This is a genomic window from Pseudomonas sp. PGPR N4 (genome assembly GCF_059693665.1).
In genome coordinates this window covers 515,637-542,159 of record NZ_JCAUKV010000003.1, presented here as the reverse complement: position 1 = coordinate 542,159, position 26,523 = coordinate 515,637, and the positions used below count along the sequence as shown (strand labels likewise).

Annotated in this window: 30 protein-coding genes; 14 read left to right on the top strand and 16 right to left on the bottom strand. The window is 62.9% G+C overall.

Features of this window, described 5'->3' with window-relative positions:
- Nucleotides 1-69: 69 nt before the first annotated feature.
- On the bottom strand, nucleotides 70-1,044 hold the full coding sequence (gene cysK, locus AC58X1_RS16450) for a cysteine synthase A (RefSeq protein ID WP_103436487.1): 975 nt from the start codon (nucleotides 1,042-1,044) through the stop codon (nucleotides 70-72).
- A 124-nt stretch (nucleotides 1,045-1,168) separates the two neighbouring features.
- Between cysK and AC58X1_RS16445 the strand changes: the two genes are divergently transcribed.
- From AC58X1_RS16445 to AC58X1_RS16435, 3 genes are all read left to right on the top strand, one after another.
- Nucleotides 1,169-2,242, top strand: a complete 1,074-nt coding sequence (locus tag AC58X1_RS16445; RefSeq protein WP_220633240.1) for a DUF748 domain-containing protein — start codon at nucleotides 1,169-1,171, stop codon at nucleotides 2,240-2,242.
- 134 nt (nucleotides 2,243-2,376) lie between these two features.
- Complete coding sequence (locus tag AC58X1_RS16440; RefSeq protein ID WP_101317515.1) at nucleotides 2,377-3,222, top strand: AAA family ATPase; 846 nt, start codon at nucleotides 2,377-2,379, stop codon at nucleotides 3,220-3,222.
- 12 nt (nucleotides 3,223-3,234) lie between these two features.
- On the top strand, nucleotides 3,235-4,413 hold the full coding sequence (locus AC58X1_RS16435) for a vWA domain-containing protein (protein WP_497429159.1): 1,179 nt from the start codon (nucleotides 3,235-3,237) through the stop codon (nucleotides 4,411-4,413).
- Between the two features lie 15 nt (nucleotides 4,414-4,428).
- Here AC58X1_RS16435 and AC58X1_RS16430 read toward each other — a convergent pair whose 3' ends face one another.
- Genes AC58X1_RS16430 through AC58X1_RS16405 form a run of 6 tightly spaced genes read right to left on the bottom strand, consistent with a single transcriptional unit; the run spans nucleotide 4,429 to nucleotide 8,661 of the window.
- A complete protein-coding gene (locus AC58X1_RS16430) occupies nucleotides 4,429-5,343 on the bottom strand; it encodes a 5-oxoprolinase subunit C family protein (protein WP_497429158.1) in 915 nt (304 codons plus the stop codon).
- Nucleotides 5,340-6,035, bottom strand: coding sequence for a 5-oxoprolinase subunit PxpB (gene pxpB / locus AC58X1_RS16425; protein ID WP_497429157.1), 696 nt, complete (start codon nucleotides 6,033-6,035; stop codon nucleotides 5,340-5,342). The genes AC58X1_RS16430 and pxpB overlap by 4 nt, the downstream gene beginning before the upstream one ends.
- Entirely contained in the window at nucleotides 6,032-6,784 is a 753-nt protein-coding gene (locus AC58X1_RS16420; protein ID WP_497429156.1) for a 5-oxoprolinase subunit PxpA, read from the bottom strand. The genes pxpB and AC58X1_RS16420 overlap by 4 nt, the downstream gene beginning before the upstream one ends.
- A 59-nt stretch (nucleotides 6,785-6,843) precedes the next feature.
- Entirely contained in the window at nucleotides 6,844-7,365 is a 522-nt protein-coding gene (locus tag AC58X1_RS16415; RefSeq protein ID WP_101317506.1) for a DUF2937 family protein, read from the bottom strand.
- Nucleotides 7,366-7,374: 9 nt separating this feature from the next.
- A complete protein-coding gene (locus AC58X1_RS16410) occupies nucleotides 7,375-8,148 on the bottom strand; it encodes a class II glutamine amidotransferase (RefSeq protein WP_101317504.1) in 774 nt (257 codons plus the stop codon).
- 15 nt (nucleotides 8,149-8,163) lie between these two features.
- Nucleotides 8,164-8,661, bottom strand: a complete 498-nt coding sequence (locus tag AC58X1_RS16405) for an MFS transporter (RefSeq protein ID WP_101317502.1) — start codon at nucleotides 8,659-8,661, stop codon at nucleotides 8,164-8,166.
- Between the two features lie 124 nt (nucleotides 8,662-8,785).
- On the opposite strand from AC58X1_RS16405, the gene AC58X1_RS16400 reads away from it, so the two are divergent.
- Together AC58X1_RS16400 and AC58X1_RS16395 are read left to right on the top strand one after the other, a co-directional pair.
- The gene (locus tag AC58X1_RS16400) at nucleotides 8,786-10,825 is read left to right on the top strand and encodes a S9 family peptidase (RefSeq protein WP_497429155.1); all 2,040 of its coding nucleotides are present in this window, start codon (nucleotides 8,786-8,788) and stop codon (nucleotides 10,823-10,825) included.
- Nucleotides 10,826-10,916: 91 nt separating this feature from the next.
- Nucleotides 10,917-11,384, top strand: a complete 468-nt coding sequence (locus AC58X1_RS16395) for a cyclic nucleotide-binding domain-containing protein (protein ID WP_101322960.1) — start codon at nucleotides 10,917-10,919, stop codon at nucleotides 11,382-11,384.
- On the opposite strand, the gene AC58X1_RS16390 is transcribed toward AC58X1_RS16395, so the two are convergent.
- Nucleotides 11,381-11,659, bottom strand: a complete 279-nt coding sequence (locus AC58X1_RS16390) for a hypothetical protein (protein ID WP_497429154.1) — start codon at nucleotides 11,657-11,659, stop codon at nucleotides 11,381-11,383. The two genes, AC58X1_RS16395 and AC58X1_RS16390, sit on opposite strands and share 4 nt — an antisense overlap.
- 132 nt (nucleotides 11,660-11,791) lie before the next feature.
- Here AC58X1_RS16390 and AC58X1_RS16385 point away from each other — a divergent pair, with 132 nt between their 5' ends.
- The 3 genes from AC58X1_RS16385 (at nucleotide 11,792) to AC58X1_RS16375 (ending at nucleotide 13,119) form a co-directional block, all read left to right on the top strand.
- Nucleotides 11,792-12,157 (top strand): YajD family HNH nuclease, encoded by a 366-nt coding sequence (locus AC58X1_RS16385; RefSeq protein ID WP_101317496.1) that lies wholly within the window; start codon nucleotides 11,792-11,794, stop codon nucleotides 12,155-12,157.
- Between the two features lie 59 nt (nucleotides 12,158-12,216).
- On the top strand, nucleotides 12,217-12,687 hold the full coding sequence (locus AC58X1_RS16380; RefSeq protein ID WP_101317494.1) for an RNA methyltransferase: 471 nt from the start codon (nucleotides 12,217-12,219) through the stop codon (nucleotides 12,685-12,687).
- A gap of 84 nt (nucleotides 12,688-12,771) precedes the next feature.
- On the top strand, nucleotides 12,772-13,119 hold the full coding sequence (locus AC58X1_RS16375) for a DUF2892 domain-containing protein (RefSeq protein ID WP_312388815.1): 348 nt from the start codon (nucleotides 12,772-12,774) through the stop codon (nucleotides 13,117-13,119).
- Nucleotides 13,120-13,267: 148 nt separating this feature from the next.
- Here the strand turns inward: AC58X1_RS16375 and AC58X1_RS16370 are convergent, their stop codons facing one another.
- Both AC58X1_RS16370 and AC58X1_RS16365 read right to left on the bottom strand, forming a co-directional pair.
- A complete protein-coding gene (locus AC58X1_RS16370; protein ID WP_497429153.1) occupies nucleotides 13,268-14,476 on the bottom strand; it encodes a M61 metallopeptidase family protein in 1,209 nt (402 codons plus the stop codon).
- Nucleotides 14,477-14,517: 41 nt separating this feature from the next.
- The gene (locus AC58X1_RS16365; protein WP_103436475.1) at nucleotides 14,518-14,967 is read right to left on the bottom strand and encodes a YcgN family cysteine cluster protein; all 450 of its coding nucleotides are present in this window, start codon (nucleotides 14,965-14,967) and stop codon (nucleotides 14,518-14,520) included.
- A 145-nt stretch (nucleotides 14,968-15,112) separates the two neighbouring features.
- Here AC58X1_RS16365 and AC58X1_RS16360 point away from each other — a divergent pair, with 145 nt between their 5' ends.
- The gene (locus tag AC58X1_RS16360) at nucleotides 15,113-15,706 is read left to right on the top strand and encodes a nitroreductase family protein (protein ID WP_150571483.1); all 594 of its coding nucleotides are present in this window, start codon (nucleotides 15,113-15,115) and stop codon (nucleotides 15,704-15,706) included.
- 49 nt (nucleotides 15,707-15,755) lie between these two features.
- Here the strand turns inward: AC58X1_RS16360 and AC58X1_RS16355 are convergent, their stop codons facing one another.
- From AC58X1_RS16355 to AC58X1_RS16340, 4 genes are all read right to left on the bottom strand, one after another.
- Nucleotides 15,756-16,688 carry a D-2-hydroxyacid dehydrogenase gene (locus AC58X1_RS16355; protein ID WP_150571990.1) on the bottom strand — a complete coding sequence of 311 codons (933 nt, stop codon included), beginning with the start codon at nucleotides 16,686-16,688 and terminating at the stop codon, nucleotides 15,756-15,758.
- Between the two features lie 81 nt (nucleotides 16,689-16,769).
- Nucleotides 16,770-17,063: a YcgL domain-containing protein gene (locus AC58X1_RS16350; RefSeq protein ID WP_101317482.1), complete on the bottom strand. Its 294-nt coding sequence runs from the start codon at nucleotides 17,061-17,063 to the stop codon at nucleotides 16,770-16,772.
- Entirely contained in the window at nucleotides 17,060-18,193 is a 1,134-nt protein-coding gene (gene rnd, locus AC58X1_RS16345) for a ribonuclease D (protein WP_188035562.1), read from the bottom strand. Before rnd ends, AC58X1_RS16350 begins: the two co-directional genes overlap by 4 nt.
- Nucleotides 18,194-18,278: 85 nt before the next feature.
- Nucleotides 18,279-19,919: a phosphoethanolamine transferase gene (locus tag AC58X1_RS16340; protein ID WP_401179651.1), complete on the bottom strand. Its 1,641-nt coding sequence runs from the start codon at nucleotides 19,917-19,919 to the stop codon at nucleotides 18,279-18,281.
- Between the two features lie 262 nt (nucleotides 19,920-20,181).
- Here AC58X1_RS16340 and AC58X1_RS16335 point away from each other — a divergent pair, with 262 nt between their 5' ends.
- Nucleotides 20,182-20,418 carry an HP1242/YdcH family protein gene (locus AC58X1_RS16335; RefSeq protein WP_101317476.1) on the top strand — a complete coding sequence of 79 codons (237 nt, stop codon included), beginning with the start codon at nucleotides 20,182-20,184 and terminating at the stop codon, nucleotides 20,416-20,418.
- 64 nt (nucleotides 20,419-20,482) lie between these two features.
- Here AC58X1_RS16335 and AC58X1_RS16330 read toward each other — a convergent pair whose 3' ends face one another.
- Entirely contained in the window at nucleotides 20,483-21,664 is a 1,182-nt protein-coding gene (locus AC58X1_RS16330) for a trans-sulfuration enzyme family protein (RefSeq protein WP_497429183.1), read from the bottom strand.
- A gap of 160 nt (nucleotides 21,665-21,824) precedes the next feature.
- Between AC58X1_RS16330 and AC58X1_RS16325 the strand changes: the two genes are divergently transcribed.
- From AC58X1_RS16325 to AC58X1_RS16310, 4 genes are all read left to right on the top strand, one after another.
- Nucleotides 21,825-22,283 carry an Lrp/AsnC family transcriptional regulator gene (locus AC58X1_RS16325; protein WP_101317474.1) on the top strand — a complete coding sequence of 153 codons (459 nt, stop codon included), beginning with the start codon at nucleotides 21,825-21,827 and terminating at the stop codon, nucleotides 22,281-22,283.
- A 147-nt stretch (nucleotides 22,284-22,430) separates the two neighbouring features.
- Nucleotides 22,431-23,435 (top strand): GTP 3',8-cyclase MoaA, encoded by a 1,005-nt coding sequence (gene moaA, locus AC58X1_RS16320; protein ID WP_497429152.1) that lies wholly within the window; start codon nucleotides 22,431-22,433, stop codon nucleotides 23,433-23,435.
- 21 nt (nucleotides 23,436-23,456) lie between these two features.
- The gene (locus AC58X1_RS16315) at nucleotides 23,457-24,356 is read left to right on the top strand and encodes a bestrophin family protein (protein ID WP_497429151.1); all 900 of its coding nucleotides are present in this window, start codon (nucleotides 23,457-23,459) and stop codon (nucleotides 24,354-24,356) included.
- Nucleotides 24,357-24,437: 81 nt separating this feature from the next.
- On the top strand, nucleotides 24,438-25,322 hold the full coding sequence (locus tag AC58X1_RS16310; RefSeq protein WP_181106050.1) for a LysR family transcriptional regulator: 885 nt from the start codon (nucleotides 24,438-24,440) through the stop codon (nucleotides 25,320-25,322).
- Between the two features lie 97 nt (nucleotides 25,323-25,419).
- Here the strand turns inward: AC58X1_RS16310 and xenA are convergent, their stop codons facing one another.
- Nucleotides 25,420-26,511 carry a xenobiotic reductase XenA gene (xenA, locus tag AC58X1_RS16305; protein ID WP_150571994.1) on the bottom strand — a complete coding sequence of 364 codons (1,092 nt, stop codon included), beginning with the start codon at nucleotides 26,509-26,511 and terminating at the stop codon, nucleotides 25,420-25,422.
- Nucleotides 26,512-26,523: the final 12 nt, after the last annotated feature.

Genomic DNA, 26,523 nt, shown 5'->3' with positions numbered 1-26,523 from the left:
GGTACACGCCCTGCGCCGGGACTCCAAGGCGGCTCTCGGTTTGCTCAAGAGCCGCCATGACACAGGATTTTACTGCTGGTTTTCCTGCTCGGTAAACAGGTCAGAGAAGAGCATGCTCGACAGATAGCGCTCGCCCGAGTCGGGCAGGATCACCACAATGGTCTTGCCGGTCATCTCTGGTTTTTCGGCCAGGCGCACGGCCGCAGCCATCGCTGCACCACAGGAGATACCGCAGAGAATGCCCTCCTCCTGCATCAGGCGCAGGGCCATGGCCTTGGCTTCGTCATCGCTGACCGTCTCGACCTGGTCGACAATCGACAGATCAAGGTTCTTCGGGATGAACCCGGCGCCAATGCCCTGAATCTTGTGCGGGCTGGGCTTGAGCTCCTGGCCGGCCAGCGCCTGGGTGATCAGGGGCGAGGCCACCGGCTCGACCGCAACTGACAGGATCGGCTTGCCCTGGGTGTGCTTGATGTAACGGGAAATACCGGTGATGGTGCCGCCCGTGCCGACGCCTGCAACCAGCACATCAACCGCGCCGTCGGTGTCGTTCCAGATTTCCGGGCCGGTGGTTTTTTCATGGATAGCCGGGTTGGCCGGGTTGTCGAACTGGCCAGGCTGGAAATACATCTGCGGGTCCGAAGCAACGATTTCGTTGGCCTTGTCGATGGCGCCTTTCATGCCCAGCGCAGGCTCGGTCAGCACCAGCTCGGCGCCCAGCGCCTTGAGCACCTTGCGCCGCTCCAGGCTCATCGAAGCGGGCATGGTCAGCAGCAGCTTGTAGCCACGGGCGGCGGCAACGAAGGCCAGGCCGATACCGGTGTTGCCCGAAGTCGGCTCGACCAGGGTCATGCCCGGTTTGAGTTTGCCACTGCCTTCGGCGTCCCAGACCATGTTCGCGCCGATCCGGCATTTGACCGAGTAACCGGGGTTACGCCCCTCGATCTTGGCCAGGATGGTCACCCCGCGCGGGGCGATGCGGTTGATCTGCACCAGCGGCGTGTTGCCGATGGAATGGGCGTTGTCTGCGTAGATACGGCTCATTGGCAGGGTCCTTAACCGAGCGGGAAAGCCTCAAGGGTAAGCCTGCCCGCCAGCAGCGTAAAGCCCGGTCGAACTCCCCGGCGATGCCTGCGGTCAACCGCTCAACCTGCTTTGGAGAGCCCTCATGACAGCCCGCTATCGCCGGCCACTGGTCGCCCTGGTCAGCCTGCTTGTGATACTGCTTGCCGTGCACCTGGCCCTGCCCTACCTGATGCGCGACTACTTGAACGAAAAACTGGCCGACATGGGTGATTACCGCGGCCAAGTCAGCGACGTCGACCTGGCGTGGTGGCGCGGCGCCTACCAGATCAACGGCCTTAAGATCGTCAAGACCACTGGCAAGGTACCGGTGCCGTTTGTCGATGCGCCGAAAGTCGACTTTTCGGTGAGCTGGCATTCGCTGTGGTACGACCACGCAGTGGTGGCCGAGGTGACCTTCCTGCGCCCGGAGCTTAACTTCGTCGACGGTGGCAACAAGCAGAACTCGCAGACCGGTCAAGGCACCGACTGGCGCCAGCAGCTGGAAAAACTGCTGCCGATCACCCTCAACGAAGTGCGCATCGATGACGGTACGCTGACCTTCCGCAACTTCAACTCCAAGCCGCCGGTAACGCTCAAGGCCACGCAGTTGCAGGCGAGCATCCGCAACCTGACCAATGTGCGCGATGCCGAGGGCCGCCGCGACGCCAGCTTCGAAGGCACCGCGCGCCTGCTCGGCGATGCCAAGGTCGAGAGCAAGGCGACCTTTGACCCGTTCAGCGACTTCGATGATTTCGAGTTCCGCCTGCGCGCTACTGGCATTGAACTGCGCAAGATGAATGACTTCGCCAGTGCCTATGGCAAGTTCGACTTCAATGCCGGCAATGGCGACGTGGTGATCGAGGCTCAGGCCGAAAAAGGCCGACTAAAGGGCTACATCAAACCGCTGCTGCGCAATGTGGAAGTATTCAACTGGCAGCAAGACGTCGAGAACAAAGACAAAAGCTTTTTCCGTTCGATCTGGGAAGCGGTGGTCGGCACTACCGAAACCGTGCTGAAAAACCAGCCGGAAAACCAGTTCGCCACCCGCGTCGAGCTCAGCGGCAGTGTGCATCAGCAGAACATCAATGGCTTCGAGGCGTTTCTGCAGATCCTGCGCAATGGCTTCATCCAGGCGTTCAGTGCGCGCTATGAAAGGCCCGCGCCTGACACTGACTGAAAGGCGGCGCGACGCACCATTCAGAGACTGAATACCCGGTCTGCGTTTGCAGCTGCCCAGGTGCGGCGTATAGTCCAGTACACATTTAGATAGCCTTGCCTGGGCCGGCCCAGACACTTGCAGAGGATTGGTTGATGAAGTTCGAAGGCACCCGCGACTACGTCGCCACCGATGATCTGAAACTGGCGGTCAATGCGGCAGTTACCCTCGAACGCCCGCTACTGATCAAAGGCGAGCCCGGCACCGGCAAGACCATGCTCGCCGAGCAACTGGCGGCATCGTTTGGCGCGAAGCTGATCACCTGGCACATCAAATCCACCACCAAAGCCCATCAAGGCCTCTACGAGTACGATGCGGTCAGCCGCCTGCGCGACTCGCAGCTGGGTGTGGACAAGGTCCACGATGTGCGCAACTACCTTAAAAAGGGCAAATTGTGGGAAGCCTTCGAGGCTGAAGAGCGGGTTATTCTGCTGATCGACGAGATCGACAAGGCCGACATCGAGTTTCCCAATGACCTGCTGCAAGAACTCGACAAGATGGAGTTCTACGTCTACGAAATCGACGAGACCATCAAGGCCAAGCAGCGCCCGATCATCATTATTACCTCCAACAACGAAAAAGAGCTGCCGGATGCGTTTCTGCGCCGCTGCTTCTTCCACTACATCGCCTTCCCTGATCGCGACACCCTGCAGAAGATCGTCGATGTGCACTACCCGAACATCAAGCAGTCGCTGGTCAGCGAGGCGCTGGATGTGTTCTTTGATGTGCGCAAGGTACCGGGCCTGAAGAAAAAACCCTCGACCTCCGAGCTGGTCGATTGGCTCAAGCTGCTGATGGCCGACAACATCGGCGAAGCGGTCCTGCGCGAGCGTGATCCGACCAAGGCCATCCCGCCGCTGGCCGGCGCCTTGGTCAAGAACGAGCAGGACGTGCAGTTGCTCGAGCGCCTGGCGTTCATGAGCCGGCGCGGTAATCGCTGACAGGAGCCAGTCATGCTGCTCAACCTGTTCAACGAAATGCGCGCGGCCAAGGTGCCGGTGTCGGTGCGTGAACTGCTCGACCTGCTCAATGCCCTGCAGCAGCGGGTGGTATTCGCCGACATGGACGAGTTCTACTTTCTGGCGCGGACCATTCTGGTCAAGGATGAACGCCACTTCGACAAGTTCGACCGGGCTTTTTCAGTGTACTTCCAAGGCCTGGAAAACCTCGACCGGCACCTTGAGGCGCTGATCCCTGAAGACTGGCTACGCAAGGAGTTCGAGCGTTCGCTGACCGATGAGGAACGCGCGCAGATCCAGTCGTTGGGCGGTTTGGACAAGCTCATCGAAGAATTCAAGAAACGCCTCGAAGAACAGAAAAAACGCCATGCCGGTGGCAACAAGTGGATCGGCACCGGCGGCACCAGCCCGTTCGGCTCAGGCGGCTACAACCCTGAAGGCATTCGCGTTGGCGACGCCGGTGAGCGCCGCGGCAAGGCGGTCAAGGTCTGGGAGCAGCGCGAGTACAGGAACCTCGATGATCAGGTCGAGTTGGGCACGCGCAACATCAAGCTGGCCCTGCGCCGCCTGCGCAAGTTCGCTCGCCAGGGCGCGGCCGAAGAGCTCGACATCGACGGCACCATCGACCACACCGCCCGCGATGCCGGCCTGCTCAATATCCAGATGCGCCCGGAGCGGCGCAATACGGTGAAGCTGCTATTGCTGTTCGACATAGGCGGCTCGATGGATGCCCACGTGCGCATTTGCGAGGAGTTGTTTTCAGCGTGCAAGACCGAGTTCAAGCACCTGGAGTATTACTACTTCCATAACTGCGTGTATGAGTCGGTGTGGAAGAACAACCTGCGGCGCAACGCCGAGCGCTTCGCCACCTTCGACCTGCTGCACAAGTACGGCGATGATTACAAGGTGGTGTTCGTCGGCGACGCGGCCATGGCGCCGTATGAAATTACCCAGCCCGGCGGCAGTGTCGAGCACTGGAACGAGGAAGCCGGGTATGTCTGGGTGCGGCGGATCAAGGAAAAATTCAAGAAGGTGGTGTGGATCAATCCGTACCCCAAACAGGCCTGGGAGCACACCACGTCGACTCACCTGATCCGCGAGCTGATCGAAGACAAGATGTACCCGCTGACCTTGCAGGGCCTGGAAGACGCCATGAAGTACCTGGCCAAGTAACCCCGGCCGTTCAGATCAGCTCCAGCGTTGCAGGTAAGCTTGCTGCTCCTGCCAGGCGAACTCCTGCAGCACCGCTCTGAAGCGCAACTGCCCCCCCGGCAGGCACTGGGCCAACTGGGCCAGCGCCAAGGGCGTCAATGCACCTAGCCGCGGGTAGCCGCCAATGGTCTGCCGGTCGTTCAACAACACGATTGGCTGGCCATCCGGTGGCACCTGCACGGCGCCCAACGGGATACCCTCCGAGATCATCGGCTCGCCTTGGTACACCAGTTGCGGCCCGAGCAGGCGCATGCCCATGCGGTCGGCGCGGCTGTCCAGGGTCCAGTTCCGGTTGAACGCCTCGAACAGGCTGGTGCCGCTGAACTGCCCCAGTTGTGCGCCCATTACCAGATCCAGCGCAGGCTTGGCGGCGTACACCGGCCTTGATTGTGCTGGCACCTCGCGCTCGGCCGGCAGGGCATCGGCGCATGCCAGCAACTGCCCCTTGATCAGCGCCGAACCTTGGCCATCAAGCCCGCCCAGCTGTTCGCGTACAACCGTGGCGCAACTGCCCATTACCGCCTCGGCCTGAAAACCACCAAGCGCGGCCAGATAAGCACGAGCACCGTGCAGAGGCTGGGTAAAGCTCAGCCGCTGCCCCGCACGCAGATGAAAACTGCGCCAGGGCTTGAGCGGCTGGTCATCGATTCGTGCATCCAGATCAGCGCCCGCCAAGGCCAGGCAGCAGTCGCGCTGGGCGAGCACGCTGAAACCTCCCAGGGGGATTTCCACCACCGGCTCCTGCAAGGCGTTATCCAGCAGCCAGTTGGCCCAGTGCAGCGCCACCCAATCCAGCGCCCCGCCCTGGGTCACGCCGAGATGGCGCACGCCAAAGCGCCCGCCATCCTGCAGCTGACACAGCGGCGTGCTGGCCTCGATCAACAGACTCATGCCTGGCCCTCCAGCGGGCTGTCGTCGCCACCCAGCCTGATGAATTCGGCGTGGTCCACCGCGACGAAACGCACACGGTCACCCGGCTGCAACAAGCTGTAGCCCTCGCGCTCGCGGTCAAACAAACGTACCGGCGTGCGCCCGATGAGGTTCCAGCCGCCCGGCGACACTGCTGGGTAGGCCGCCGTCTGGCGCTCGGCAATGCCGACGCTGCCAGCGGCCACGCGCTTGCGCGGAGTGCTCAGCCGTGGCGTGGCCAGGCGTTCATCGACCAGCCCCATGAAGCCGAACCCTGGGGCAAAGCCAAGGGCAAATACCGGGTATTCACGCTCACTGTGCAGGCGCACCACATCGGCCTCGGACAGCCCACTGCGCGCTGCCAGCAATGGCAACTCGGGGCCGACACTGGGGTCATACCACACGGCAATTTCGTGCTTGCGCCCCGCCGCGCCTGCATCCGGCTGCAGATTTTGCAGCGCTTCGATAATCAGCCCTCGCGCCGCAGTCGGTGACTGCCGAAACTGCACCATCACGGTGGTATAGGACGGCACCAGGTCAACCAGATCGGCGCCCAGGGCACTGCTCAGGCGCTGGCTGGCAGCGAGGATCCACGGCATGTTGGCTTCATCTATGCGATCGAACAAGCGCACCATCAGGCTGTCGATGGCCACCGCCTCGATGCGCAGGTTCATGGCTGCACCAGCGCATCCAGGGCCTGGCGAATCTGCCGTAGCGCCGCCAGCGAGCTGTCGTTGTCGCCGTGCACGCACAAAGTGCTGGCGTTCAGTCGCAGCGCGCTGCCGTCGTCTGCCAGCAACGTCTCGCCACGGGCCAGGCGCAGCGCCTGCTCGATGATCAACGCCGGCTCATGGTGCACTGCCCCCGGCAGCCGCCGCGACAGCAGGTGGCCGCTGGCCGTGTAGCCACGATCGGCAAATGCCTCGAACCACAAGGTGACACCCAGCTCCTCGCCCAGCTGCTGCGCCGCACGGTCATCAGCAGTAGCCATCAGCATCAGCGGCAGGCTGCTGTCGTAGGCGGCTACGGCTTCGAGCACAGCGCGCAACTTCACTGGGTCGGCCATCATGTCGTTGTACAACGCGCCGTGCGGTTTGACGTAGGCCACACGCCCGCCCTGGACCTTGCAGATGCCGTCCAGTGCACCGATCTGGTAGTGCAGCAGATCACGGATTTCTTCATTGCTGCAGGCCATCGAGCGACGACCAAAGCCGACCAGATCCGGATAGGCCGGATGCGCGCCAATGGTCACACCATGCTGCAGGGCCAGGGCCACGGTGCGGCGCATGATGCTCGGGTCGCCCGCGTGATAACCACAGGCGATATTGGCGCAGTCGATGTAGGGCATGACCTCGGCATCCAGACCCATGCGCCAGCTGCCGTAACTTTCACCCATGTCGCAGTTGAGAAGCAGGGTTTGCATCTGGCGGACTCCTGAATCGACTAGAACAGAGTACGGCGGCGCCGAGGCGGCCAGCCGGCTTAGCGCCAGCTTTCCTTGACCACCTTGCGCCGCCCGCCAAGGATGACCCAGCCCAGCAGCACCAGCACGCTTTCGACCACGAACGCCAGCACAAAGCCTGCGCTCAGGCCCCAGCCGATGGCTTCGGGCACCAGCAGAATCTGGTAGCTGTAGCTGTTCAAGGTCTCTTCGCGCAATTGCGGGTCAGCCTGCGCCAGCACGTGCCAGCTCTGGCTCAGCCACGAGCCCTGCATGGCCTGCCACTCGTTTTCCAGCAACTGGTTGCGGACCAGCAGGCTCTCGATGCTGTTGGCATCGCTGATGAATACCGGATCCTCGCTGGTGCGGTAATGCTGCAGCAGCGCTTGCAGGTCGCCTTTGAAGAAGCGCTGGGCGGTTTCCTGGAAGCCGGACAAGGCCTCGCGCGACTCCAGCACACGGGCCTCGACGCGCTGGCCGTAATCCTTGACCAGGCCAGGGACCTGAATGCCCGCCAGCAGGCCGCAGGTGAACAACAGCAACCGCAGATAACTTCTGAACATGCCGCGTCCTTAGCTTTGCCCGTGGGCGATACATTCGCCATGCCGCCACAACGCCCATTGTCCGGGTTCGTAGCGGTTCCAGGTTTCGTTCTCGGTCAGGGCCTCGGTGGCGATCACCGTGACCACATCATTGGGCGTGGTTTCGGCCTGGAAGTCGACGATCATGTCGACGTCCTTGAGCCGCGCCGGGCCAAACGGCGCGCGGCGGGTAATGTGCACCAGCTTGGTCGAGCAGAAGCAGAACAGCCAGTCGCCGTTGCTCAGCAGGCAGTTGAACACGCCCTTGCTGCGGTGCTCGGCGCAGGCCTCGACCAGCACCGGCAGCAGTTGCTCGACCTCGACCGGCTCGGGGAAGGCATCACGCACGCGGTTGAGCAGGTCGCAGAAGGCCGCTTCGCTGTCGGTATCACCGACCGGCCGGTAGAAGGTGCGCTGGCCGCTGAACTGCGGCAACTGGCCGTTGTGTGCGAAGCACCAGTTATGCCCCCACAACTCACGCACGAACGGGTGGGTGTTGCTCAGGCAGACCTTGCCGACGTTGGCCTGGCGGATGTGGCCGATAACCACTTCGCTCTTGATCGGGTAGCGCTGCACCAGCTTGGCGACTTCCGACTCGCTGCTCGCTGCCGGGTCCTGAAACACGCGCAGGCCGCGCCCTTCGTAAAAGCCGATGCCCCAGCCATCGCGGTGCGGCCCGGTGCGGCCGCCGCGCTGCATCAGCCCGGAAAAACTGAAAACGATATCAGTGGGGACGTTGGCACTCATGCCGAGCAGTTCGCACATGCCTTGCAGCTCCCCTCAGAGACGTGGCTCGACCCGGCCACGGCCAGGCGCGGCCGGTGCCGGCGGATCATTGCGGTAACGGTCGTGGCGATCGGCGGCAACCGGCGCCTCGACCAGCACTTCGCTGTCTTCTGCGGCTTGCCGCTTGGCAGCTGCATCAGCTTGCTCGCGGCGCTCACGGGCGCGTTTTTCCAGCGGCCAGCGCAACAGCACGAACAACAGATACAAAGCAAAGGCGATCATGCCGTACATGGCCAGATCGGACGCCGCGCGCCAGGCGTTGTTGCCAACCTTGAAGGCGATATCCAGCGCGCTGATGGCAATGGCCGGGGCGAAGCTTTCCTTGACCGGGTCGACAATCGTCGGCGTCAGCAGCAGCACCGCAACCAGCACCCGCAGCGGTTCGCGCAGCCAGCGCCACATCCAGCCAGTCAGCTTGAAGGTCACCAGCAGGCAGCCGATGGCGGCCACCGCATACAGGCCCCAGGCAAGGGTATAGTCGTTCTCGGTCATGGTGTTCGTGCAAGCCAGGCGAAGAGATGCCTATGATAAACACTTTTAGGCACAGGTGCCTGTCTGCCCGTGATCACCGGTGCCACTGTCGCCCGGCCCTATTCGCTTTCGCCAGAGACCATACATGCCCGCTATTACTGCCCCGATCGCCCAGCAAGCCCCCGGTAACGACCCTTACGCCTGGCTGCAGCAGCGCGACAGCGCCGAAGTGCTCGCCTACCTGCAGGCCGAAAACGCTTATCAGGAGGCCTGCCTGGCCGATCAGGCGCCGTTGCGCGAGCAGCTGTTCGAGGAAATCAAAGGGCGCATTCTGGAAACCGACCTGTCGCTGCCCTCGCCGTGGGGGCCATGGCTGTACTACACCCGCACCACTGCTGGCGATGAGTACCCGCGGCACTACCGCTGCCCACGCCCGGCAGATGATTCCAACACAGTCGACGCCAGCGCCGAACAGCTGTTGCTTGACCCGAACGAGCTGGCGGCCGGCGGCTTCCTGTCGCTTGGCGCGTTCAATGTAAGCCCCGACCACCAGCTGCTGGCCTACAGCCTCGACACCAATGGCGAAGAAACCTACACGCTGTATGTCAAGGACCTGGCCACTGGCGCCATCACCACCCTGCCCTTCGAGGACTGCGACGGCAGCATGACCTGGGCCAACGACAGCCGCACGCTGTTCTTCGCCGAACTCGACGACACCCATCGCCCCTGCCGCCTGCGCCGGTTCAGCCTGGGCGAGGCTGATGCGCATACGGTGTTCGAAGAAGACGACGGGCGCTTCTTTCTGCACTGCTACCGAGCCAGCTCCGAGCGCCAGCTGATCCTGCTGCTCAACAGCAAGACCACCAGCGAAGCCTGGGTGCTGGATGCCGAGACGCCGTTGGCCGAGTTCACCTGCCTGGCTGCACGCGAAGAAGGCCATGAATACTTCCCCGATCACGGCCAGCTCGATGGCGACTGGCGCTGGTTTATCCGCAGCAACCAGGACGGTATCAACTTCGCCCTGTACCAGGCGCCCTCTGCGGCAGTGCCCAGCCGTGCACAGTGGCAGGTGCTGGTAGCCCACCGCGACAACATCATGCTCGAAGGCCTCAGCCTGAATGCCAGTGCCTTGGCGCTGAGCCTGCGTGAAGGCGGCCTGCCCATCATTGAAGTACGCCCGCAAGGCCAGGCGCCTTACCGCGTCGAGCTGCCGGATGCGGCCTACAGCCTATACGTGCAAGACAGCCTGGAATTTGCCAGCACGCGCATCCGCCTGCGCTACGAGGCACTCAATCGCCCGGCCCAGGTGCGCCAGCTGGAACTGGCCAACGGCGCGCAGTCAGTGCTCAAGCAGACCCCGGTGCTCGGTGCCTTTGACGCCGACGCCTACGTCAGCGAACGCCTGTGGGCCACCGCCAACGACGGCACCCAAGTCCCGATCAGCCTGGTACGCCGCCGCGACGACGTCGGCAAGACGGTGCCACTCTATCTGTATGGCTACGGTGCCTATGGCGAAAGCCTCGACCCGTGGTTCTCCCATGCGCGGCTGAGCCTGCTCGAGCGCGGCGTGGCCTTTGCCATTGCCCATGTGCGCGGCGGCGGCGAGCTGGGTGAGGCCTGGTACCGCGCTGGCAAGCAAGAACACAAGCAGAACACCTTTGACGACTTCATCGCCTGCGCCGAGCACCTGATCGCAACCGGTGTCAGCCGCCCGGAACAACTGGCGATCAGCGGCGGCAGCGCCGGTGGATTGCTGATCGGCGCGGTGCTCAACCTGCGCCCGCAGCTGTTCCGCTGCGCGATTGCCGAGGTGCCGTTCGTCGATGTGCTCAACACCATGCTCGACCCTGAACTGCCGCTGACCGTGACCGAGTACGATGAGTGGGGCAACCCTGAACAACCCGAGGTGCATGCAAGAATCAAGGCTTACGCGCCCTATGAAAACGTCAAGGCTCAGGCCTACCCGGCGATGCTGGTAGTGGCCGGCTACAACGATAGCCGTGTGCAGTATTGGGAAGCAGCCAAGTGGGTAGCACGCCTGCGCACGCTCAAGACCGATAACAACCTGCTGCTGCTCAAGACCGAGATGGGTGCAGGCCATGGTGGCATGAGCGGCCGCTATCAGGGGCTGCGCGATGTGGCGCTGGAATATGCGTTCGTACTCAATGAGCTCGGCGTGGTGTAAACCGGCTTTGCTGTTGTCCTATGCACAACCGTGAACAATCTTGCGTGGCCGCGTGATCAACGTTGCCACGCCAAGCGCAGAAGACCAGACCATGTCCGACCATTCCCACCTCAATGCCGAAATCCGCGACATGCTCATGGACTGCGGCCTGTTCGACACCTTGCAGGCCAGCGAATTTGCTGCCGCTGCCGGCTATTTCAGCCTGAGCAACATGAGCGCCGGCGAGACTATCTTTGCCGAGGGCGACGCCGGCACGTTCATGTGCATTCTGCACCGCGGCCAGGTGTCGGTGCGCAAGACCGACAGCAGTGGCCAGGCCGTCGAAATCGCCGTATTGCGCCGTGGCGCCTTTGGCGAAATGGCGGTGCTCGACGGCGAGCGGCGCTCGGCCAGTTGCGTGGCCGCCAGCGAATGCCAGCTGCTGACGCTGGGCAAGGATTCGCTGGAGAAGATGCTCAACGAAGCGCCGCGGATTGCTGCGCGGATCATTCGCGCACTCGCCGTGGCGCTGTCCAAACGCCTGCGCATGCAGGACGGCCAGCGCCTGGCGCAGGTCTAGTCGTCTTTGCCCTGCGGCCTGGGCGCGTCCTGCTCCAAGCCGGGCAGCGGCTCGTCCCGGCGCGGGCTAGGCAGCGGCATCGGTGGCAACAGCGGCCCACCGGGTTGATTGTCGTAGGCTTTGGGTGGCGCGCTCGGGGTGATCTGCGGATACGGCGTGGGTGTGGCGGTACCCGGAGCACCGGGCACCGGCGTACTAATGCGTGGCTGTTGCCCGGCAGCGTCGGCCAGCGGCGCGGCCAGCAGGATCAGTGCGCTGAGGATCGCGTGGAGCATCGGCAACCTCCTGTCGAAAATTCATCTACAGGCTACGCCCATCTGCGGGTTTTTGCCTGTCCGCCTGGCCTGTAACCACGCTAGACTCAACGCCATAACCGTCATCAGCCTGATTACAAGAAAGGTCACACCATGAGTTCCACCCTCTCCGCCACCGCCCGCCTGGACCGCATCATCGCCGACGCCAAGCGCGACAAGGAAATGGGCTACCGCGACAAGGCCCTGAAGATGTACCCGCACGTCTGCGGCCGCTGCGCCCGTGAGTTCGCAGGCAAGCGCCTGAGCGAACTGACCGTGCACCACCGCGACCACAACCACGACAACAACCCCCAGGACGGCTCCAACTGGGAGCTGTTGTGCCTGTACTGCCACGACAACGAGCACTCGCGCTACACCGATCAGCAGTACTTCAGCGAAGGCTCGACGGCCACCCCGAGCATCGCCAAGGCTACGCACAACCCGTTCGCCGGGCTGGCCGGTCTGCTCAAGAAAGACTGAGCCCACAGCGGCCGGGCAACCCCGTATAATCGCGTTTTTTTTGCGAAGGGCCCCGGCACGTGGCGAACAAACGGTACAGTTGCATCGGCCTGTTCAACCCCAAGTCTGCAGAGAACGTCGGTTCGGTGATGCGCGCTGCGGGTTGTTACGGCGTCAGTTCGGTGTTCTACACCGGCAAGCGGTATGAGCGCGCGCGTGATTTCGTCACCGACACCAAGCGGGTGCATTACGACATTCCGCTGATCGGCATCGACGACCTGCAACGCATCATCCCGCTGGGCTGCACGCCGGTGGCGGTGGAGCTGGTCGACGGCGCCCGTCCCCTGCCTGAATACACCCACCCTGACCGCGCCATCTATATCTTCGGCCCGGAAGACGGCAGCCTCGACGAGAACGTGCGCGCCTGGTGCGAAGAAACCATCTATATCCCCACCGAAGGCTGCATGAACCTTGCGGCAACCGTCAACGTGGTGCTTTACGACCGCCTGGCCAAGGGCCTGAACACCCGCTCGGGGCCTAAATTCAAGTAACAGGCAGGCCGCTGGGCATATGAAATGAACGGCGCGACAACCGCCAGGGTCAGTTATTTACCAACCTACCTGGAGGCTCTGCTCATGCTTGATCTAGATTCCAATGCCCATACCGAGGAAAAGAACGTGCATGGCTGGGAACGCGCCAGTTCCTTGGCCGGTGGCGCCCTCATGATCAGCAAAGGTATGCGCCATGGCGGCGTGATCGGCCTGCTGCAGGTTGCCGTTGGCGGCCTGGCGCTGGCACGCGGGGTCAAGGGCCGTTGTGCGACCAAGGCCTGGTGGCTGCGTCATCGTCAGGAATACCAGCGTCTGAAGGGTGACATTGACCGTGGCGCCGCCGAGCTGGAAGTGCTTCGCGCCAGTGCCGACGCTGCTACCCGCGGCGTAACTATCACCGGTGACGACGGCGTCCACACCCCGAAGCTCTAACACCGCGCCCTTTGTAGGAGCGGCCTTGTGTCGCGAAAGGGCTGCGCAGCGGCCCCTCGATCTGTCGTTTGACGCTAGGTTGCCGGGGTCGCTATGCGACCCTTTCGCGACACAAGGCCGCTCCTACACCAACTGCGTGCAAGCAGGGTTAGCGTAGTAGCTTGCTCTGTAGCACGTCTGAGCTGCGCCCAAGCACGCTCTCGCTGATCTGGATGAATTCTGCCGTATTCACACTCGGCATGCGCATCAACGCCTGGGTGACGTCGTCCAGTGAGCGTTTATTCTGAGTGTGCAGGCGGATCTCCCGATCCAATGCCTGCAACACCTGCACGCCTCGCGCGATCTGCCCGGCGTTAGCCTGCCTGGCCACCAGCCGAGTGACCTTGGCGCCCTGTTTGTGCAGGCGTGCCTGCCAGGCATCATAGCGATCATCACTGATGCCGCCGGCCCGGCGTAGCAGTTCGGTGGCGTAGTAGTCCGTCAGGCTTTCACTGATCCAGTCGCTGTCATCGCGCACCTTGATCTGCGCAAACAGCTGGACCAGCTCACGCAGCAGTGGGCTGCTGCCGTTCTCGCTGATCAAGGCGCGGTTGCTGTGGATGAACAATGAGTTGTGCTCGCCAAGCACGCCCCGCCACATCTGATCGCGTGCGCCAACCAGCAACAACTTGGGCGGATTGCGCGGGAACACCGCTTGCAACTGAGGCCAGACGAACGTCAGCAACGTCAGCGTGTCCATCCGGCGCATGCCCTGCCCTTGCGGCGCCGCCACGGTGACGTCGGTTTCGCCTAGGCGCGCGCGGCGGCTGCCGAGGTTACCGGCGAGCATCCAGCCAGTCGGCCGATCGAACAGGCGCGAGACATCATCGATACGAAACTTGTGCTGGCCGATCCGCGGCCAGGCGGTTTCCACGCTCTTCCAGCCGGGCGGCAGCTCGACTGCCAGGCGCGCTACCAACTCGGTGCCGTCCTGTTGATCAAGACGTGCAGGCGGCACCAACTGATCGCCACGGAACACCGCCCAATGCGCGGTCATGCGGCTCTCGAAGGCACCACCCGACACAGCACTGTCGAGCCGGACGCGGTAACTGAGGCTGGTCTTGCCCGCAGCCGGGCGCCACACGCCACGCTCACCCTGCTGTGACCACTGGCCATCGGCCTGAAAACCGCTGTAGGCATTGGCCTTGCCCAAGGCAAAATCCAGGCTACGCACCGCGCTGCCATCAGCCAGGGTCAGGCGTACTTCGGCCTGGCCACTGTTGGGCAGCAGGCGCACCTGGTAATCCAGATCGACCTTCTTGGCCCAGGCTGGCGAGCAAGCCGCCAGCGCCAGAACAAGTAGCAAAGGGCAACGCATAGACAAACTCCTTGTTCGGAACAGGCCAATCACCGCGGCGCTCAGCCGGCGCGGAAAATCAAATGGTCTTCCCAGTCGTCTTCAGCCACATCGTTCTCGCTGAGCATGCGCCCGGACTGCGAAATACGTTGCTCATGCACCTGACTGCGGTCGCCACAGACCAGATGATGCCAGGCGGGCAGGTCCTTGCCTTCGCTGACCAGCCGATAGCCACAGGTCGGCGGCAACCATTTGAACTGATCGGCCTTGCCCGGGGTGAGCTGGATGCAGTCGGGCACGTGTTTGAAGCGATTAGGGTAGTCGCTGCACTGGCAACTGTTCAGATCGAGCAGTTTGCAGGCAATGCGGGTGTAGTAGACGCTGTTGTCGTCCTCGTCCTCGAGTTTCTGCAGGCAGCACATGCCGCAGCCATCGCAGAGTGATTCCCACTCTTGCGGGTCGAGTTGATCGAGCGTCTTGCGCTGCCAGAAGGGCGCAGTCTGGGCCATCATCACACGGTTTCTCGCAGTTGTTCTTGGGCCGCAGCAGGCGGCGGCGCCAGTCTAGAGCCTGGCCTTGGGCAAAGCCAGACCGCTTGTCAGGGGTGTCCAGACGCAGTAGCGTGCCGGCTTCCCCTTGTGTCTTGCAGGAGCTGTCATGAGCGCCAACCCACGTGTTGCCGATTACGCCATCAACGAACAGTTCATCAATCGCTGGTCGCCCCGCGCATTCAACCCCGAGCCGATCAGCGAAGAAACCCTGCTGAGCTTCTTCGAAGCGGCGCGCTGGGCGCCTTCGGCCTATAACTCGCAGCCGTGGCGGTTCCTTTATGCCCGTCGCGACACGCCAAACTGGCAGCGCTACCTGGAGCTGCTGGTGCCGTTCAACCGCAGCTGGGCCCAGCACGCCTCGGCGCTGGTGCTGGTGATTTCCAAGACCAGCTTTATCGCACCCGGTGCCAGCGAGGAGTCGCCAGCATTGTGGCACGCATTTGATACCGGTTCGGCCTGGGGCCATCTGGCGCTGCAAGCGAGCCTCAGCGGTTGGCACACCCACGGCATGGCCGGCTTTGACCAGGCGATGGCCCGCGAACAACTGAAGATCCCCGAAGGCTATGAGCTGCAGGCGATGGTCGCGATCGGCAAGCTGGGCGACAAGGCCACGCTCGCCGAAGGCCTGCAGGCCCGTGAAGTACCTAGCCCGCGCAAGCCACTGGCCGAGCTGGCTGCAGAAGGCGATTTCAGCCTCTGATCTACCGCAGCGCGAGGCGACGCTTGCTCCAGACGCCCCGCGCTACACATCAATAACCGCGCTGGAAATCCACCTCGCCGCGCAGTGCCTGCCCCGCTAAATAGTCCCGCAGATTCTCGACAAACAAACGCACCATCGCCGTAGGCGAGGTCGGCGCGGAGCTGTGCCCGGTCAGCAGTAAACCCCACGCCGTCCAGAACGGATGTTGTTGCGGCAGCGGCTCCTGCCGGCATACGTCGATCACGGCGCCGGCCAGATGACCTTCCTTCAACGCTGCGACCAGGTCGGCATCCACCACCGAAACACCGCGACCAGCGTTGATCAACAGCGCACTGGGCTTGAAGCGTTTGAACAGCGCGGCGTTATACAGGTCATGGGTGGCCGGGGTATCAGGCAACAGGTTGATTACGTAATCAGCCTGCTCGACTCGCTGTGGCAATTGATCGAGCCCAGCCACTTCAACAAACGGCGCCTGCTGACGCGCGCTGCTGGCAACGCCGTACAGAGTCACACCAAATGGCACGAGAAACTCCGCCACACGCTGGCCGATATCGCCCGTGCCAACGATCAGCACCTGGCGCCCTTGCAGGCTGTGCCCAGGGCGTTCATCCCAGCGCCGCTCGACCTGGCTGACCAGGCGCGACAAAACCTCGCGCTCGTGGCCAAGCATGTAGGTCAGCATGTATTCGGCCATGACCTGGCCAAAGATGCCCACAGCGCGGGTCAGGCGGTAGTCACGCGTCAGGCCGTCGGCCAGCAGCGGGGTAATCCCCGCCCAGGTCGACTGCGCCCATTCTGGCTTATGGCCTTGGCGCAGCAGGGTCGCCAGCAGGTCTGGCTGACCCAGCCACACCGGGCATTGCGGCGCCAATAGCGCCAACTCGGCGGAGTTACCGCTGGTCAGCACTTCAAGGTCGGGGGCGGCAGCGGCCAGCAGGCCGGCATAGTTGGCATGATCCTGTTCAGCGATCAGAACGCGCATCTCAAAAGACAACCTTGGCAGATAACGGAAAACGGCCCGAGTAGCGGGCCGCTTGGGCGAACGATGGGCAGCGCGGGCCTATCAGACCGGGTCGTTGCGGCGCAGCAGCTCTTCAGGCAGGTGCTCGATGTACTCGTCTTCGAGCGGCGGCATCTGCAGGTGGTAGCCCTGGGCCTCGAGGTTGTTCAGCACCTGTTCGATGTCTTCCCGGGCCAGCTTGCGCTCCGGCGACAGCACCAGGTCGAAGGCGTGAATCGGCGTACCGAAGGCCGGCAGCAAACCTGCTGGGACCCGCTCCAGGCCGTCAGCCTTGAGCACGTAAAGGTACATTTCGTTTTTGCGCGGGCTCTTGTAGATCGAGCAGATGCGTTTCATGAGGATTCTCCGAGCGCGGCCAGATCATCCAGCAGCGCCTGGCCCATCCGCTCGCGACGCCAGCCGCGCAGCGAATCGGGCAGTTGATAGGGCCCATTGGGGTAGCCGCTCTTGAGCAGCGCCTCGAGGGTTTTCTTGCGCAGCATCAGCTCCGGGGCGATGCCCAGCCGCTCGCCTTCGGCCTGGCCGATGGCGCGCAGGCGCTTGAGGATGGCCGAGGCTTCGATCGGCAATGGCTCAGGCAGCGCTGGCGGATACTGCTCAGCCGGCACACTGCCGGCCTGCTTGATCAATTGCAGGAGGAACTCGCCGTCCTGACGCAGGGTGCGCGGGTGCATGTCATCGATCTTGGCCAGGGCCGAGAGGCTATCTGGCTGGGTCTTGGCGATCGGCCACAGCGAATGCTCACGCAGCACGCGGTTGCGCGGCAGGTCGCGGCGGCGCGCTTCAAGCTCGCGCCAGGCCGACAGCTCACGCAGGACTGCCAGCTGCTGACGCGACAGCTTCCAGGCCAGCTTGACCTCACGGTAGAGCAGCTGCGGCTCGACTTCACGGCGCATCTGCGCAACCAGTTCGGCGCCGTCTTCCAGCACCCAGGCGTACTTGTCATCGGACAGCCGCGGGCGCAGCGCGATGAACAGCTCGGCGAGGTGCACGGCGTCTTCGGCGGCGTAGCTGACCTGGGTTTCCGACAGAGGCCGCTGCAGCCAATCAGAGCGGGTTTCGCCCTTGGGCAGATCGAGCCCGAGCACGTCCTGCACCAGGCGCGAGTAACCCATCGAGAAACCGATGTTGAGGTAACCTGCGGCCAACTGGGTGTCGAACAACGGCTGTGGCAGCTTGCCGGTCAGGCGCAGGAGAACTTCAAGGTCCTCACTGCAGGCATGCACCACTTTGACCACTTGCGGGTCTTCGAGCAGGTCAGCCAAAGGCTGCCAGTCACGAACCCGCAACGGGTCGATAAGAAAGGCTTTTTGACCGTCGCCAACCTGCAGCAGCCCGGCCTTGGGGTAGAAGGTGTCTACCCGCATGAATTCGGTGTCGAGCGCTACGAAGGGCAATTCGCGCCAGGTCCGGCAGTGCTCGGCCAGGCTCTGGTCGTCACAGATCCAGTGTATTTCGTTGGCCACGAGGCTCTCCCACAAACAGTGGCGCGCAGTATATACGCCGTGGGCCGCGCACGCGAAACATGGCGACCATCGCCCGGCGCTGCTGTCAGCGGCCAGCCGCCAGCCACGGCCGGCAGCCGGCGAACAAGTCCAGTGATTGCTGGTAGACCGCGCTGTGCACCTGCAGCAGGCCGAGCATCGAGTGGAACAGGTTGTCCTGGCTCAGCGGGGCATCACGCAGGCGCGCCAGGCAGTCGTTGTCGAGGCCAAAGTCCTGCCGGTAACTGTCGGAGAACCACGCCAGCATCGGCACATGGCGTTGCTGCTCGGGCGCCAGCATGTACGGCGTGCCATGCAGATAGAGGTTGTACTCACCCAGCGATTCGCCGTGGTCGGACAGGTACAGCATGGCGGTGTCGACTTTGTCCTGCCGGCTGCGCAGCAGGTCGATCAGCGAGGCCAGCACGTGGTCGGTGTAACCCAGGGTGTTGTCGTAGCTATTGATGATTGCCTGCTGATCGCACTGGTTCAGGGCATTGCTGCGGCACACCGGGGTGAATCGCTCGAACGCTTGCGGATAACGCTTGTAGTAATCAGGGCCGTGGCTACCCATCTGGTGCAGGACCAGCACGGTGTCCTGGTCGAGGCTGTCGAGCAGCTCGGCCAGGCCTTGCAGGAGGATTTCGTCGTGGCACTCACCGCCGGCACACAGGGCGGGGTCCTTGAGGTTGCTGACGTCGACGAACTGCACGCGGTCGCAGGTACCCTTGCAGCCTGATTGATTGTCACGCCACTGCACCGTCAGGCCGGCGCGCTGGAGCACGTCCAGCAGCCCCTCCCGGTTACGGGCGACGCTGGCATCGTAGTCCCTGCGCGGCATGCCGGAGAACATGCACGGCACCGAGACAGCGGTTTCGGTGCCGCACGAATGCACATCGGTGAAGCCCAGCAGGCCGTCTTCCTTGCTCAGGCGCGGGGTGGTATCGCGGCTATAACCGAGCACGCCAAAGTTTTCCGCGCGGGCGCTTTCACCCACTACCAACACCGTCAGCGACTTGCGCTTGTGCTGCTGCCAGGCAGCGGCATCGCGGCGGGCGTCTTCGCCGTAGCGCTGAAACGGCGCGGCCGCACTGCCCAACCGCTCGCTGGCATAGCCAAACGAGGCGCCAACAACGTTGCTTGGGGTGAGCATCAGGCGGATTTCGTGGTGGTTGCGAAACAGCGAAGACAGGCCCTGATAGTTAGCCAGGGCCACCGCGCCCAACGCCACCGTACAGGCCCCCCCGACCAGCAGTTTGCCGAACACTTCGCGGTGCCACGGGCGATAGGCGATCGGCGCCTTCCACACCAGTGCGGCCGGCAGCAAACCCAGCAGCACGATATAGCCGATGAACTTCAACGAGAGCAGATCACGCACTTCGCTGATGTTGGTCTCGGCAACGTTGCGGAACATGCCTGCATCAATCAGCACACCGTACTGATTCATGAAGTAAGCCACTGCCGCACCGCTGACAAACAGCACCATCAAGACCGGCTTCAACACATACTTGAAGGCAATCAAGGTCAACACCAGGTTGAACGCAAACAGCATCAGCAGGGCAAACGCCAGCATCAGCCAAAGCCCCGTCAACCCTGGCGGCACCACCGTCTGGAGGTGACTCCAGAGCAGGCTGTTGAAGCCAATCAACAAGTACAGGCTGGCCAGTAACGTGACCCATTCGGTCCGCAGATTGTCGAGTTTCAGCATGGTCTTCGCTATCGAGTTTGATGTTGGCCCAGGCGCGACTCAGCGCGTGGCAATTCGAAGCGGATTGTGGGAAGCAGACCATCGTTTTTTTGTGAAAAACCCGCCAACAAACTCTAACATCCAGCAACAATTACACGTGTTTACCTTTCATTCAGCCGACGTTCAGCCAACCGCTGCCGGACCACCCCCACCCACGTCTTTGGCAAACGCGGCTATCCTCAAGGTTCTGCACCAGTGTCCAACCCCTGACGGAGGTGAAGAAATGCCCGTACCGCATGATCTGTTCGCAGACCTCAGCATCCAGCCTGACGACTTTCACGCACTGAGCGCCAAGGACCCGGAGCTGCTCAAGCTACACAAGGCTTACCAGGCCAAGGACAAAGAGGTGGACGTCGCTGAACGCACCGCCGCCACCGATGACACCGTCACGCTATTGCGCAAGGAGCGGCTGCTGATCAAGGACAAGATCGAACGAATCATTCATCCAGCCAAGTCCTGACCCGGCTGCAACAACTGTAAAACCGCCATCGCGGGGCAAGCCTGCGATGGCGATCAACAAAGCCTCAGACTGCGGCGCTGGCCTGCAAGGCGCCTTGCAGATCATCGATCAGATCGCGGCAGTCCTCGATCCCCAGCGACAGCCGCAACAGGCCCTCGGTAATCCCCATCACGCCTTTCTGCTCTGGGCTCAACGAGTTGTGCGACATGCTCCAGGAATGATTGATCATGCTCTCGACGCCGCCCAGCGAATCGGCCAGGACAAAGATCGACAGCGCGTCGACAAAACGCTTGAGCGCCTCGCGATCACCCTTCAACTGCAAGGTCACCACCGCGCCGCCCGTGCGCATCTGGCGCTTGCACAGCTCATGCTGCGGGTGGCTGGGCAGACCTGGATAGAACACCTTATCGACCAGCGGATGGCTCTCTAGGAACTGCGCCACCCGCAGGGCATTGGCACTTTGGCGCTCCATGCGCACGTCCAGCGTCTTCAGTCCGCGCAGGGCCAGGTAGCAATCGAACGGCCCCTGCACGGCACCGACGGCCATGCTGATCTTGCGCAGGCGCGCCAGCAACTCGGCGTTGGCCGCCACCACGACTCCGCCGGTGAGGTCGGAGTGGCCACCGATGTACTTGCTCGCCGAGTGCATCACCAGGTCCACGCCGAGGGTGATCGGCTGCTGATTCCACGGCGAGCAGAAGGTGTTGTCGATGCAGGTGAGGATATTGCGGGCACGGGCCAGGCTGCACACCGCTTCGATATCGACCAGGTGCAGCAGCGGATTGGTCGGCGACTCGATCCAGATCAGCTGCGTGTCCGGGCGAATCGCCGCTGCCAGGGCGTCCAGGTCATTCAGGTCGACATACGTGGTGGTCAGCCCGGAGGTGCGGCTGCGGTAGTCTTCGAGCAGGCGGAAGGTGCCGCCGTAGACGCCGTTCATCACCACCACGTGAGCGTTCTTGTCGAGCAACTCGAGCACTGTCGAAGTGGCGCTGACGCCGGAAGCACAGGCGACCGCACCTAGCCCTTCTTCCAACGCCGCAACGCAGCTCTCGTAGGCATGCCGGGTCGGATTGGCAACGCGGCTGTAGGCGTACTCGGGGTTATCGTCTAGGCCGCGCTTGATGTACGAGCTGGCGGTGTAGATCGGCGGGAAGATGGCGTTGTCGGCAACGCTGAATTGCTCGCCAGCGTGAATGGTACGCGTGGCGAAGTTGCGCGGTTTGTCGGACATGATCGGGCCCAGTGACTGGTAGAAGGCGGGGTTGATGGCCGTCACTATCGCATATCCGCCGCGATTGGCCGAGCGCAGGCGGATGCGCGCGATACCCCGGCCCCAGCATTCTATTCGTACTCGTTAACGGCTAGTCTGGAGCATATTTTTCTCGGCAAGGCGACGCACCGGCATGGACAGTTTCGACCAGCACATCCTCACCCTACTCCAACGCGACGCCTCCACCTCGCTCAAGGAGCTGGCCGAAGCGGTCAACCTCACCACCACCCCATGCTGGAAGCGGGTCAAGCGCCTGCAGGATGATGGCTACATTCTCGGCCGCGTCGCGCTGCTTGATCCGCAACGCCTGGGCCTGGGTCTGACCGTGTTCGTCCAGCTCAAGACCCAGCGCCACGACAATGCCTGGCTCGAGCAATTTGCCGCCACTGTCAGCGGCTTCGAGGAGGTCATGGAGTTCTACCGCATGTCTGGCGATTGGGATTACATGCTGCGGGTGGTGGTCAGCGATATTGCCGCCTACGACCGCTTCTACAAGAAGTTGATCACCCGCACCGATGGCCTGTCGAACATCACCTCCAGCTTTGCCATGGAACAGATGAAGTACACCACGGCCTATCCGGTGCATCGCTGATGCGTCGATCAATTGGTTTGAACGGCTGATAGAGCGCGCCGATCAACCGAGTGGACAAAGCAATTTGACGGCGTCGGGTACAGGTTATAGCTTGGACTCACTGCCCTGCGGCCAACCGGCCGACCCTCCTTAGACGCGAGCGCGATTGTGGAACCCAACGGCCAGGCCCTGATCGACGGCTACAACCGAAAAATCGACTACCTGCGGATGTCGGTCACCGACCGCTGTGATTTTCGTTGTGTCTATTGCATGGCCGAAGACATGCAGTTCTTGCCGCGCCAACAGATTCTCAGCCTTGAAGAGCTGTATCAGGTGGCCGAACGCTTCGTCGCCCTCGGCACGCGCAAGATCCGCCTGACCGGCGGCGAGCCACTGGTGCGCCAGGGCATCGTCGACCTATGTCGGCGCATTGCCGCCCTGCCCGGCCTGCGTGAACTGTGCATGACCAGTAACGGCTCGCAGCTCGAGCGGCTGGCGCAGCCGCTGTTCGACGCCGGCCTCAGCCGCCTCAATATCAGCCTCGACAGCCTCGACCCGGAGCGCTTTCGCCAGCTGACCCGCACCGGCGATCTGGCCCAGGTCATCGCCGGCATCGACGCCGCGCGCCGCGCCGGCTTCAAGCGGATCAAGCTCAACTGCGTGGTGCTCAAGGGTCGCAACGATGACGAACTGGTCGATCTGGTGCGCTTTGCCATCGACCGTGAGCTGGACATCACCTTCATCGAAGAGATGCCGCTGGGCGTGATCAGCGAGCATCAGCGCGGCGAGTCGTTCTATTCCAGCGATGATGTGCGCGACCGCCTCGCGGCGCACTTCAGCCTGATCGAATCTGCCGAATCATCGCAGGGCCCGGCGCGCTACTGGCGCCTGGCCGAGGCAGCGCAGACGCGGGTCGGCTTCATCTCGCCGCACAGCCACAACTTCTGCGCCACCTGCAACCGTGTCCGCCTGACCGTCGAGGGCCGCTTGCTGCTGTGCTTGGGCAACGAGCATTCGCTGGACCTGAAACAGGTGCTGCGTGCGCACCCAGGCGACGCCGAGCGCCTCGAGCATGCCATCCGCGAAGCGGTGCAGCTCAAGCCTTACCGCCACCACTTCGAAGTAGGCGGCGAGGTGCAGATCCTGCGCTTCATGAACATGACTGGCGGCTGACCCAACCGCCTCTGGATCCCCATGATCGTCCATTCCCGGCCCGATGTGCTGCGTGTGCTGTTCACCCTGAAAGGCTCGATCGTCAAGCGCATTGCCTGGCGTTGCCTGCTGGTTACCTTGCTGGCGGCGTTGATCGTGCTGGTCGAGCGGCATTATCCAGAGATGTTCTCGCCGGTCAGCGCCACGCCCTTCACCTTGCTCGGCCTGTCGCTGTCGATCTTCATGAGTTTTCGCAACACGGCCTGTTATGACCGCTGGTGGGAGGGCCGCAAGGCCTGGGGGCGGATGCTCATCGAGGTGCGCTCGTTCGTGCGCGAGAGCGTGGCGATTGCCAACCCCGAGCTGCGCCGCGAGTTACTGCGCAGCCTGTGCGGCTTTGCCCATGCCTTGAACGCTGGATTACGCGGTGAGGATGCCTTCGGCGCGGCGCGGCCGTGGCTGAACCCGGCGCATTCACTCAGCCCGCACAACGTCTGCGACGGCATCCTGCGTAACATCGGCCAGCGCTGCTCGGAGCTGGCGCAGACGCAACAGATCAGCGAATGGCGCTACACCCTGCTCGAACAGCGTCTGGTTGGCCTGGCCGAAGTGCAGGCGACCTGTGAACGGATCAAGGGCACGCCGCTACCCTTCCCTTACACCCTGCTGTTGCACCGGACCATCTATATCTTCTGCCTGCTGCTGCCGTTCGCCCTGGCTGAGCCGTTGGGCTGGCTGGCGCCGTTGTTCACCACCATCGTCAGCTACACGTTCTTTGGCCTGGATGCGATCGGCAACGAGCTGGAAGATCCGTTCGGCCGCGACGAAAACGACCTACCCACCGACTCACTGGTGCGCACCCTGGAGCGCGACGTGCTTGCGGCGCTTGGCCACGAACCGTTGCCGCCGGCGCTGATGCCGGTCGATCACGTGCTCAGCTGAACCGGGCGGCGGCGACTAAACAATGGCTAGCCCCGCTCAACTTGGTTAAGGTCAACGCATTCCGATTGCGCAGGCCGCCCCATGGACATCAAGCAGCTCAAGTTTCTTATCGCCCTGGACCAGACCCGGCACTTCGGTCAGGCCGCTGCGCTGTGCCATATCACCCAGCCGACCTTGTCGATGCGCCTGCGTAATCTGGAAGAAGAACTTGACCTGGTGCTGGTCGAACGTGGCCAGCGCTTCGAGGGTTTCACCGAGGCCGGCGAACGCATTCTGGCTTGGGCGCGGACACTGCTGGCCGCACATGACGGCCTCCAGGCCGAAGCGGCCAGCTGCCGCGGCCAAGTGGTCGGTAGCCTGCGCCTGGGCAGCGTGCCGTTGGCCAGTTTCAATCCAATGGCGCTGCTGGTGCCGCTGCGGGAGAAGTTTCCCGAGCTGCAGTTTCAGCTCAGCTCGAGTACCTCCGAGCAGATTGTCGATGGCCTCAGCCGCAATCAGCTCGACCTGGGGATCTGCTATCTGGATCAGGTCAACTCAAGCTTTTTCGACGTGATCGAACTGGGCACCACCACCATGGGCCTGCTGCACGACACCCGCCATTATCAGTTCGAGCAAAGCGAGCTGGCCTGGGATGAGCTGGGGGATCTGCCGTTGGGGCTGCTCAGCAAGGGCATGCACTACCGCCAGTCGCTGGACCTGAGCTTTCGCAGCCGCGGCCTTGCGCCACTGGCAGTGCTGGAAAGCGACTCGACCTTCCAGCTGATCCAGGCCATCACCAGCGGCATGTGCTGCGCAGTGATGCCGCTCAACTGCGGGCTGGAGGATTTGAGCGAACACATGCGCATCACCCCCATCACCGAGGCCAGCGTGCTCAGCCCGGTCGGCCTGCTGCTGCGCCGCAGCGAGCCGAGGTCGGCGATTGCCGAGCAGTGCTTTAACCAGGCACGGATAGTGTTTGGCCAGTAACTGCTAGCCACAAAAAACGCGGGGCCAGTCTCGCAGCGCTGTGCTGCTCGGACTGGCCCCGCGTGGTTAACGGTGCTGGCTGGCGTTAGGGCGAGCCTTAACGATAGCGCTCCAGCCAATGCGCATACGGCGCTGGCAGGGTCCACGAGGCTTTGTCCACGCCCAACTCTTTGGCGGCGAAGTAGGCCCAGTGTGGGTCAGCCAGGTGCGCACGGCCTACCGAAACCAGATCCAGCTGACCCGCTTGCAGCGCGCCTTCAGCCAGCTGCGGCGTGCCGAAGCCCCATGCCGAAGTCACCGGCAGGCCTGCTTCGCGGCGCACGCGCTCGGCAATCGGGCCCATGAAGGCCGGGCCCCACGGGATGTTGGTGTCGGGGATGGTGAAACCAACGCTGACGCTCAACAGGTCGAGGCCACCGGCCTTGAACTGACGGGCCAGTTCGATCGACTCGACCAGGGTCTGCTCGTCGCGGCCATCATATTCCAGCACACCGAAGCGGGCGGTCAGCGGCAAATGCTCAGGCCAGACTTCACGCACGGCCGCCAGCGTTTCGAGGAGGAAGCGGCTGCGGTTTTCGAAGCTGCCGCCGTAAGCATCGGTACGCTGGTTGGAGTGCTCGGAGAAGAAGCTCTGGCCGAGGTAGCCGTGGGCGAAGTGCAGCTCGATCCACTCGAAACCGGCGTCACGGGCGCGGCGCGCAGCGTCGACAAAGTCTTGTTTGACCCGAGCGATATCGTCCAGGGTCATGGCCTTTGGCACTTTCGGCAGGTTGGCGCCAAAGGCAATTGCCGACGGTGCCAGGGTGTCCCAGCCGCGGGCGTCGTCAGCGGCGATATGGTCGTCACCTTCCCATGGGCGATTGGCGCTGGCCTTGCGCCCGGCGTGGGCGATCTGGATGCCGGGTACGGAACCGGCCGCCTTGATCGCCTTCACCACCGGTACGAACGCTTCGGCGTGGGCGTCGCTCCAGATCCCGGCGCAGCCTGGGGTGATGCGTCCTTCTGGCGATACAGCAGTGGCTTCGACCACCAGCAAGGCGGCGCCGCCGCGGGCCATGCCCGCCAGATGCACGTGGTGCCAGTCGTTGATCATGCCGTCTTCAGCCATGTACTGGCACATCGGTGGAATGGCAATGCGGTTGCGCAAAGTGACGTCTTTGAGGGTGTAGGGATCGAACAATGCAGACATGAGCCAGCTCCA

Excerpts from the sequence above, each read along its gene's own strand:
- cysK (WP_103436487.1), bottom strand. The coding sequence starts at position 1,044 with ATGAGCCGTATCTACGCAGACAACGCCCATTCCATCGGCAACACGCCG.
- AC58X1_RS16445 (WP_220633240.1), top strand. The coding sequence starts at position 1,169 with ATGACAGCCCGCTATCGCCGGCCACTGGTCGCCCTGGTCAGCCTGCTT.
- AC58X1_RS16440 (WP_101317515.1), top strand. The coding sequence starts at position 2,377 with ATGAAGTTCGAAGGCACCCGCGACTACGTCGCCACCGATGATCTGAAA.
- AC58X1_RS16435 (WP_497429159.1), top strand. The coding sequence starts at position 3,235 with ATGCTGCTCAACCTGTTCAACGAAATGCGCGCGGCCAAGGTGCCGGTG.
- AC58X1_RS16430 (WP_497429158.1), bottom strand. The coding sequence starts at position 5,343 with ATGAGTCTGTTGATCGAGGCCAGCACGCCGCTGTGTCAGCTGCAGGAT.
- pxpB (WP_497429157.1), bottom strand. The coding sequence starts at position 6,035 with ATGAACCTGCGCATCGAGGCGGTGGCCATCGACAGCCTGATGGTGCGC.
- AC58X1_RS16420 (WP_497429156.1), bottom strand. The coding sequence starts at position 6,784 with ATGCAAACCCTGCTTCTCAACTGCGACATGGGTGAAAGTTACGGCAGC.
- AC58X1_RS16415 (WP_101317506.1), bottom strand. The coding sequence starts at position 7,365 with ATGTTCAGAAGTTATCTGCGGTTGCTGTTGTTCACCTGCGGCCTGCTG.
- AC58X1_RS16410 (WP_101317504.1), bottom strand. The coding sequence starts at position 8,148 with ATGTGCGAACTGCTCGGCATGAGTGCCAACGTCCCCACTGATATCGTT.
- AC58X1_RS16405 (WP_101317502.1), bottom strand. The coding sequence starts at position 8,661 with ATGACCGAGAACGACTATACCCTTGCCTGGGGCCTGTATGCGGTGGCC.
- AC58X1_RS16400 (WP_497429155.1), top strand. The coding sequence starts at position 8,786 with ATGCCCGCTATTACTGCCCCGATCGCCCAGCAAGCCCCCGGTAACGAC.
- AC58X1_RS16395 (WP_101322960.1), top strand. The coding sequence starts at position 10,917 with ATGTCCGACCATTCCCACCTCAATGCCGAAATCCGCGACATGCTCATG.
- AC58X1_RS16390 (WP_497429154.1), bottom strand. The coding sequence starts at position 11,659 with ATGCTCCACGCGATCCTCAGCGCACTGATCCTGCTGGCCGCGCCGCTG.
- AC58X1_RS16385 (WP_101317496.1), top strand. The coding sequence starts at position 11,792 with ATGAGTTCCACCCTCTCCGCCACCGCCCGCCTGGACCGCATCATCGCC.
- AC58X1_RS16375 (WP_312388815.1), top strand. The coding sequence starts at position 12,772 with ATGCTTGATCTAGATTCCAATGCCCATACCGAGGAAAAGAACGTGCAT.
- AC58X1_RS16370 (WP_497429153.1), bottom strand. The coding sequence starts at position 14,476 with ATGCGTTGCCCTTTGCTACTTGTTCTGGCGCTGGCGGCTTGCTCGCCA.
- AC58X1_RS16365 (WP_103436475.1), bottom strand. The coding sequence starts at position 14,967 with ATGATGGCCCAGACTGCGCCCTTCTGGCAGCGCAAGACGCTCGATCAA.
- AC58X1_RS16360 (WP_150571483.1), top strand. The coding sequence starts at position 15,113 with ATGAGCGCCAACCCACGTGTTGCCGATTACGCCATCAACGAACAGTTC.
- AC58X1_RS16355 (WP_150571990.1), bottom strand. The coding sequence starts at position 16,688 with ATGCGCGTTCTGATCGCTGAACAGGATCATGCCAACTATGCCGGCCTG.
- AC58X1_RS16350 (WP_101317482.1), bottom strand. The coding sequence starts at position 17,063 with ATGAAACGCATCTGCTCGATCTACAAGAGCCCGCGCAAAAACGAAATG.
- AC58X1_RS16340 (WP_401179651.1), bottom strand. The coding sequence starts at position 19,919 with ATGCTGAAACTCGACAATCTGCGGACCGAATGGGTCACGTTACTGGCC.
- AC58X1_RS16335 (WP_101317476.1), top strand. The coding sequence starts at position 20,182 with ATGCCCGTACCGCATGATCTGTTCGCAGACCTCAGCATCCAGCCTGAC.
- AC58X1_RS16325 (WP_101317474.1), top strand. The coding sequence starts at position 21,825 with ATGGACAGTTTCGACCAGCACATCCTCACCCTACTCCAACGCGACGCC.
- AC58X1_RS16315 (WP_497429151.1), top strand. The coding sequence starts at position 23,457 with ATGATCGTCCATTCCCGGCCCGATGTGCTGCGTGTGCTGTTCACCCTG.
- AC58X1_RS16310 (WP_181106050.1), top strand. The coding sequence starts at position 24,438 with ATGGACATCAAGCAGCTCAAGTTTCTTATCGCCCTGGACCAGACCCGG.
- xenA (WP_150571994.1), bottom strand. The coding sequence starts at position 26,511 with ATGTCTGCATTGTTCGATCCCTACACCCTCAAAGACGTCACTTTGCGC.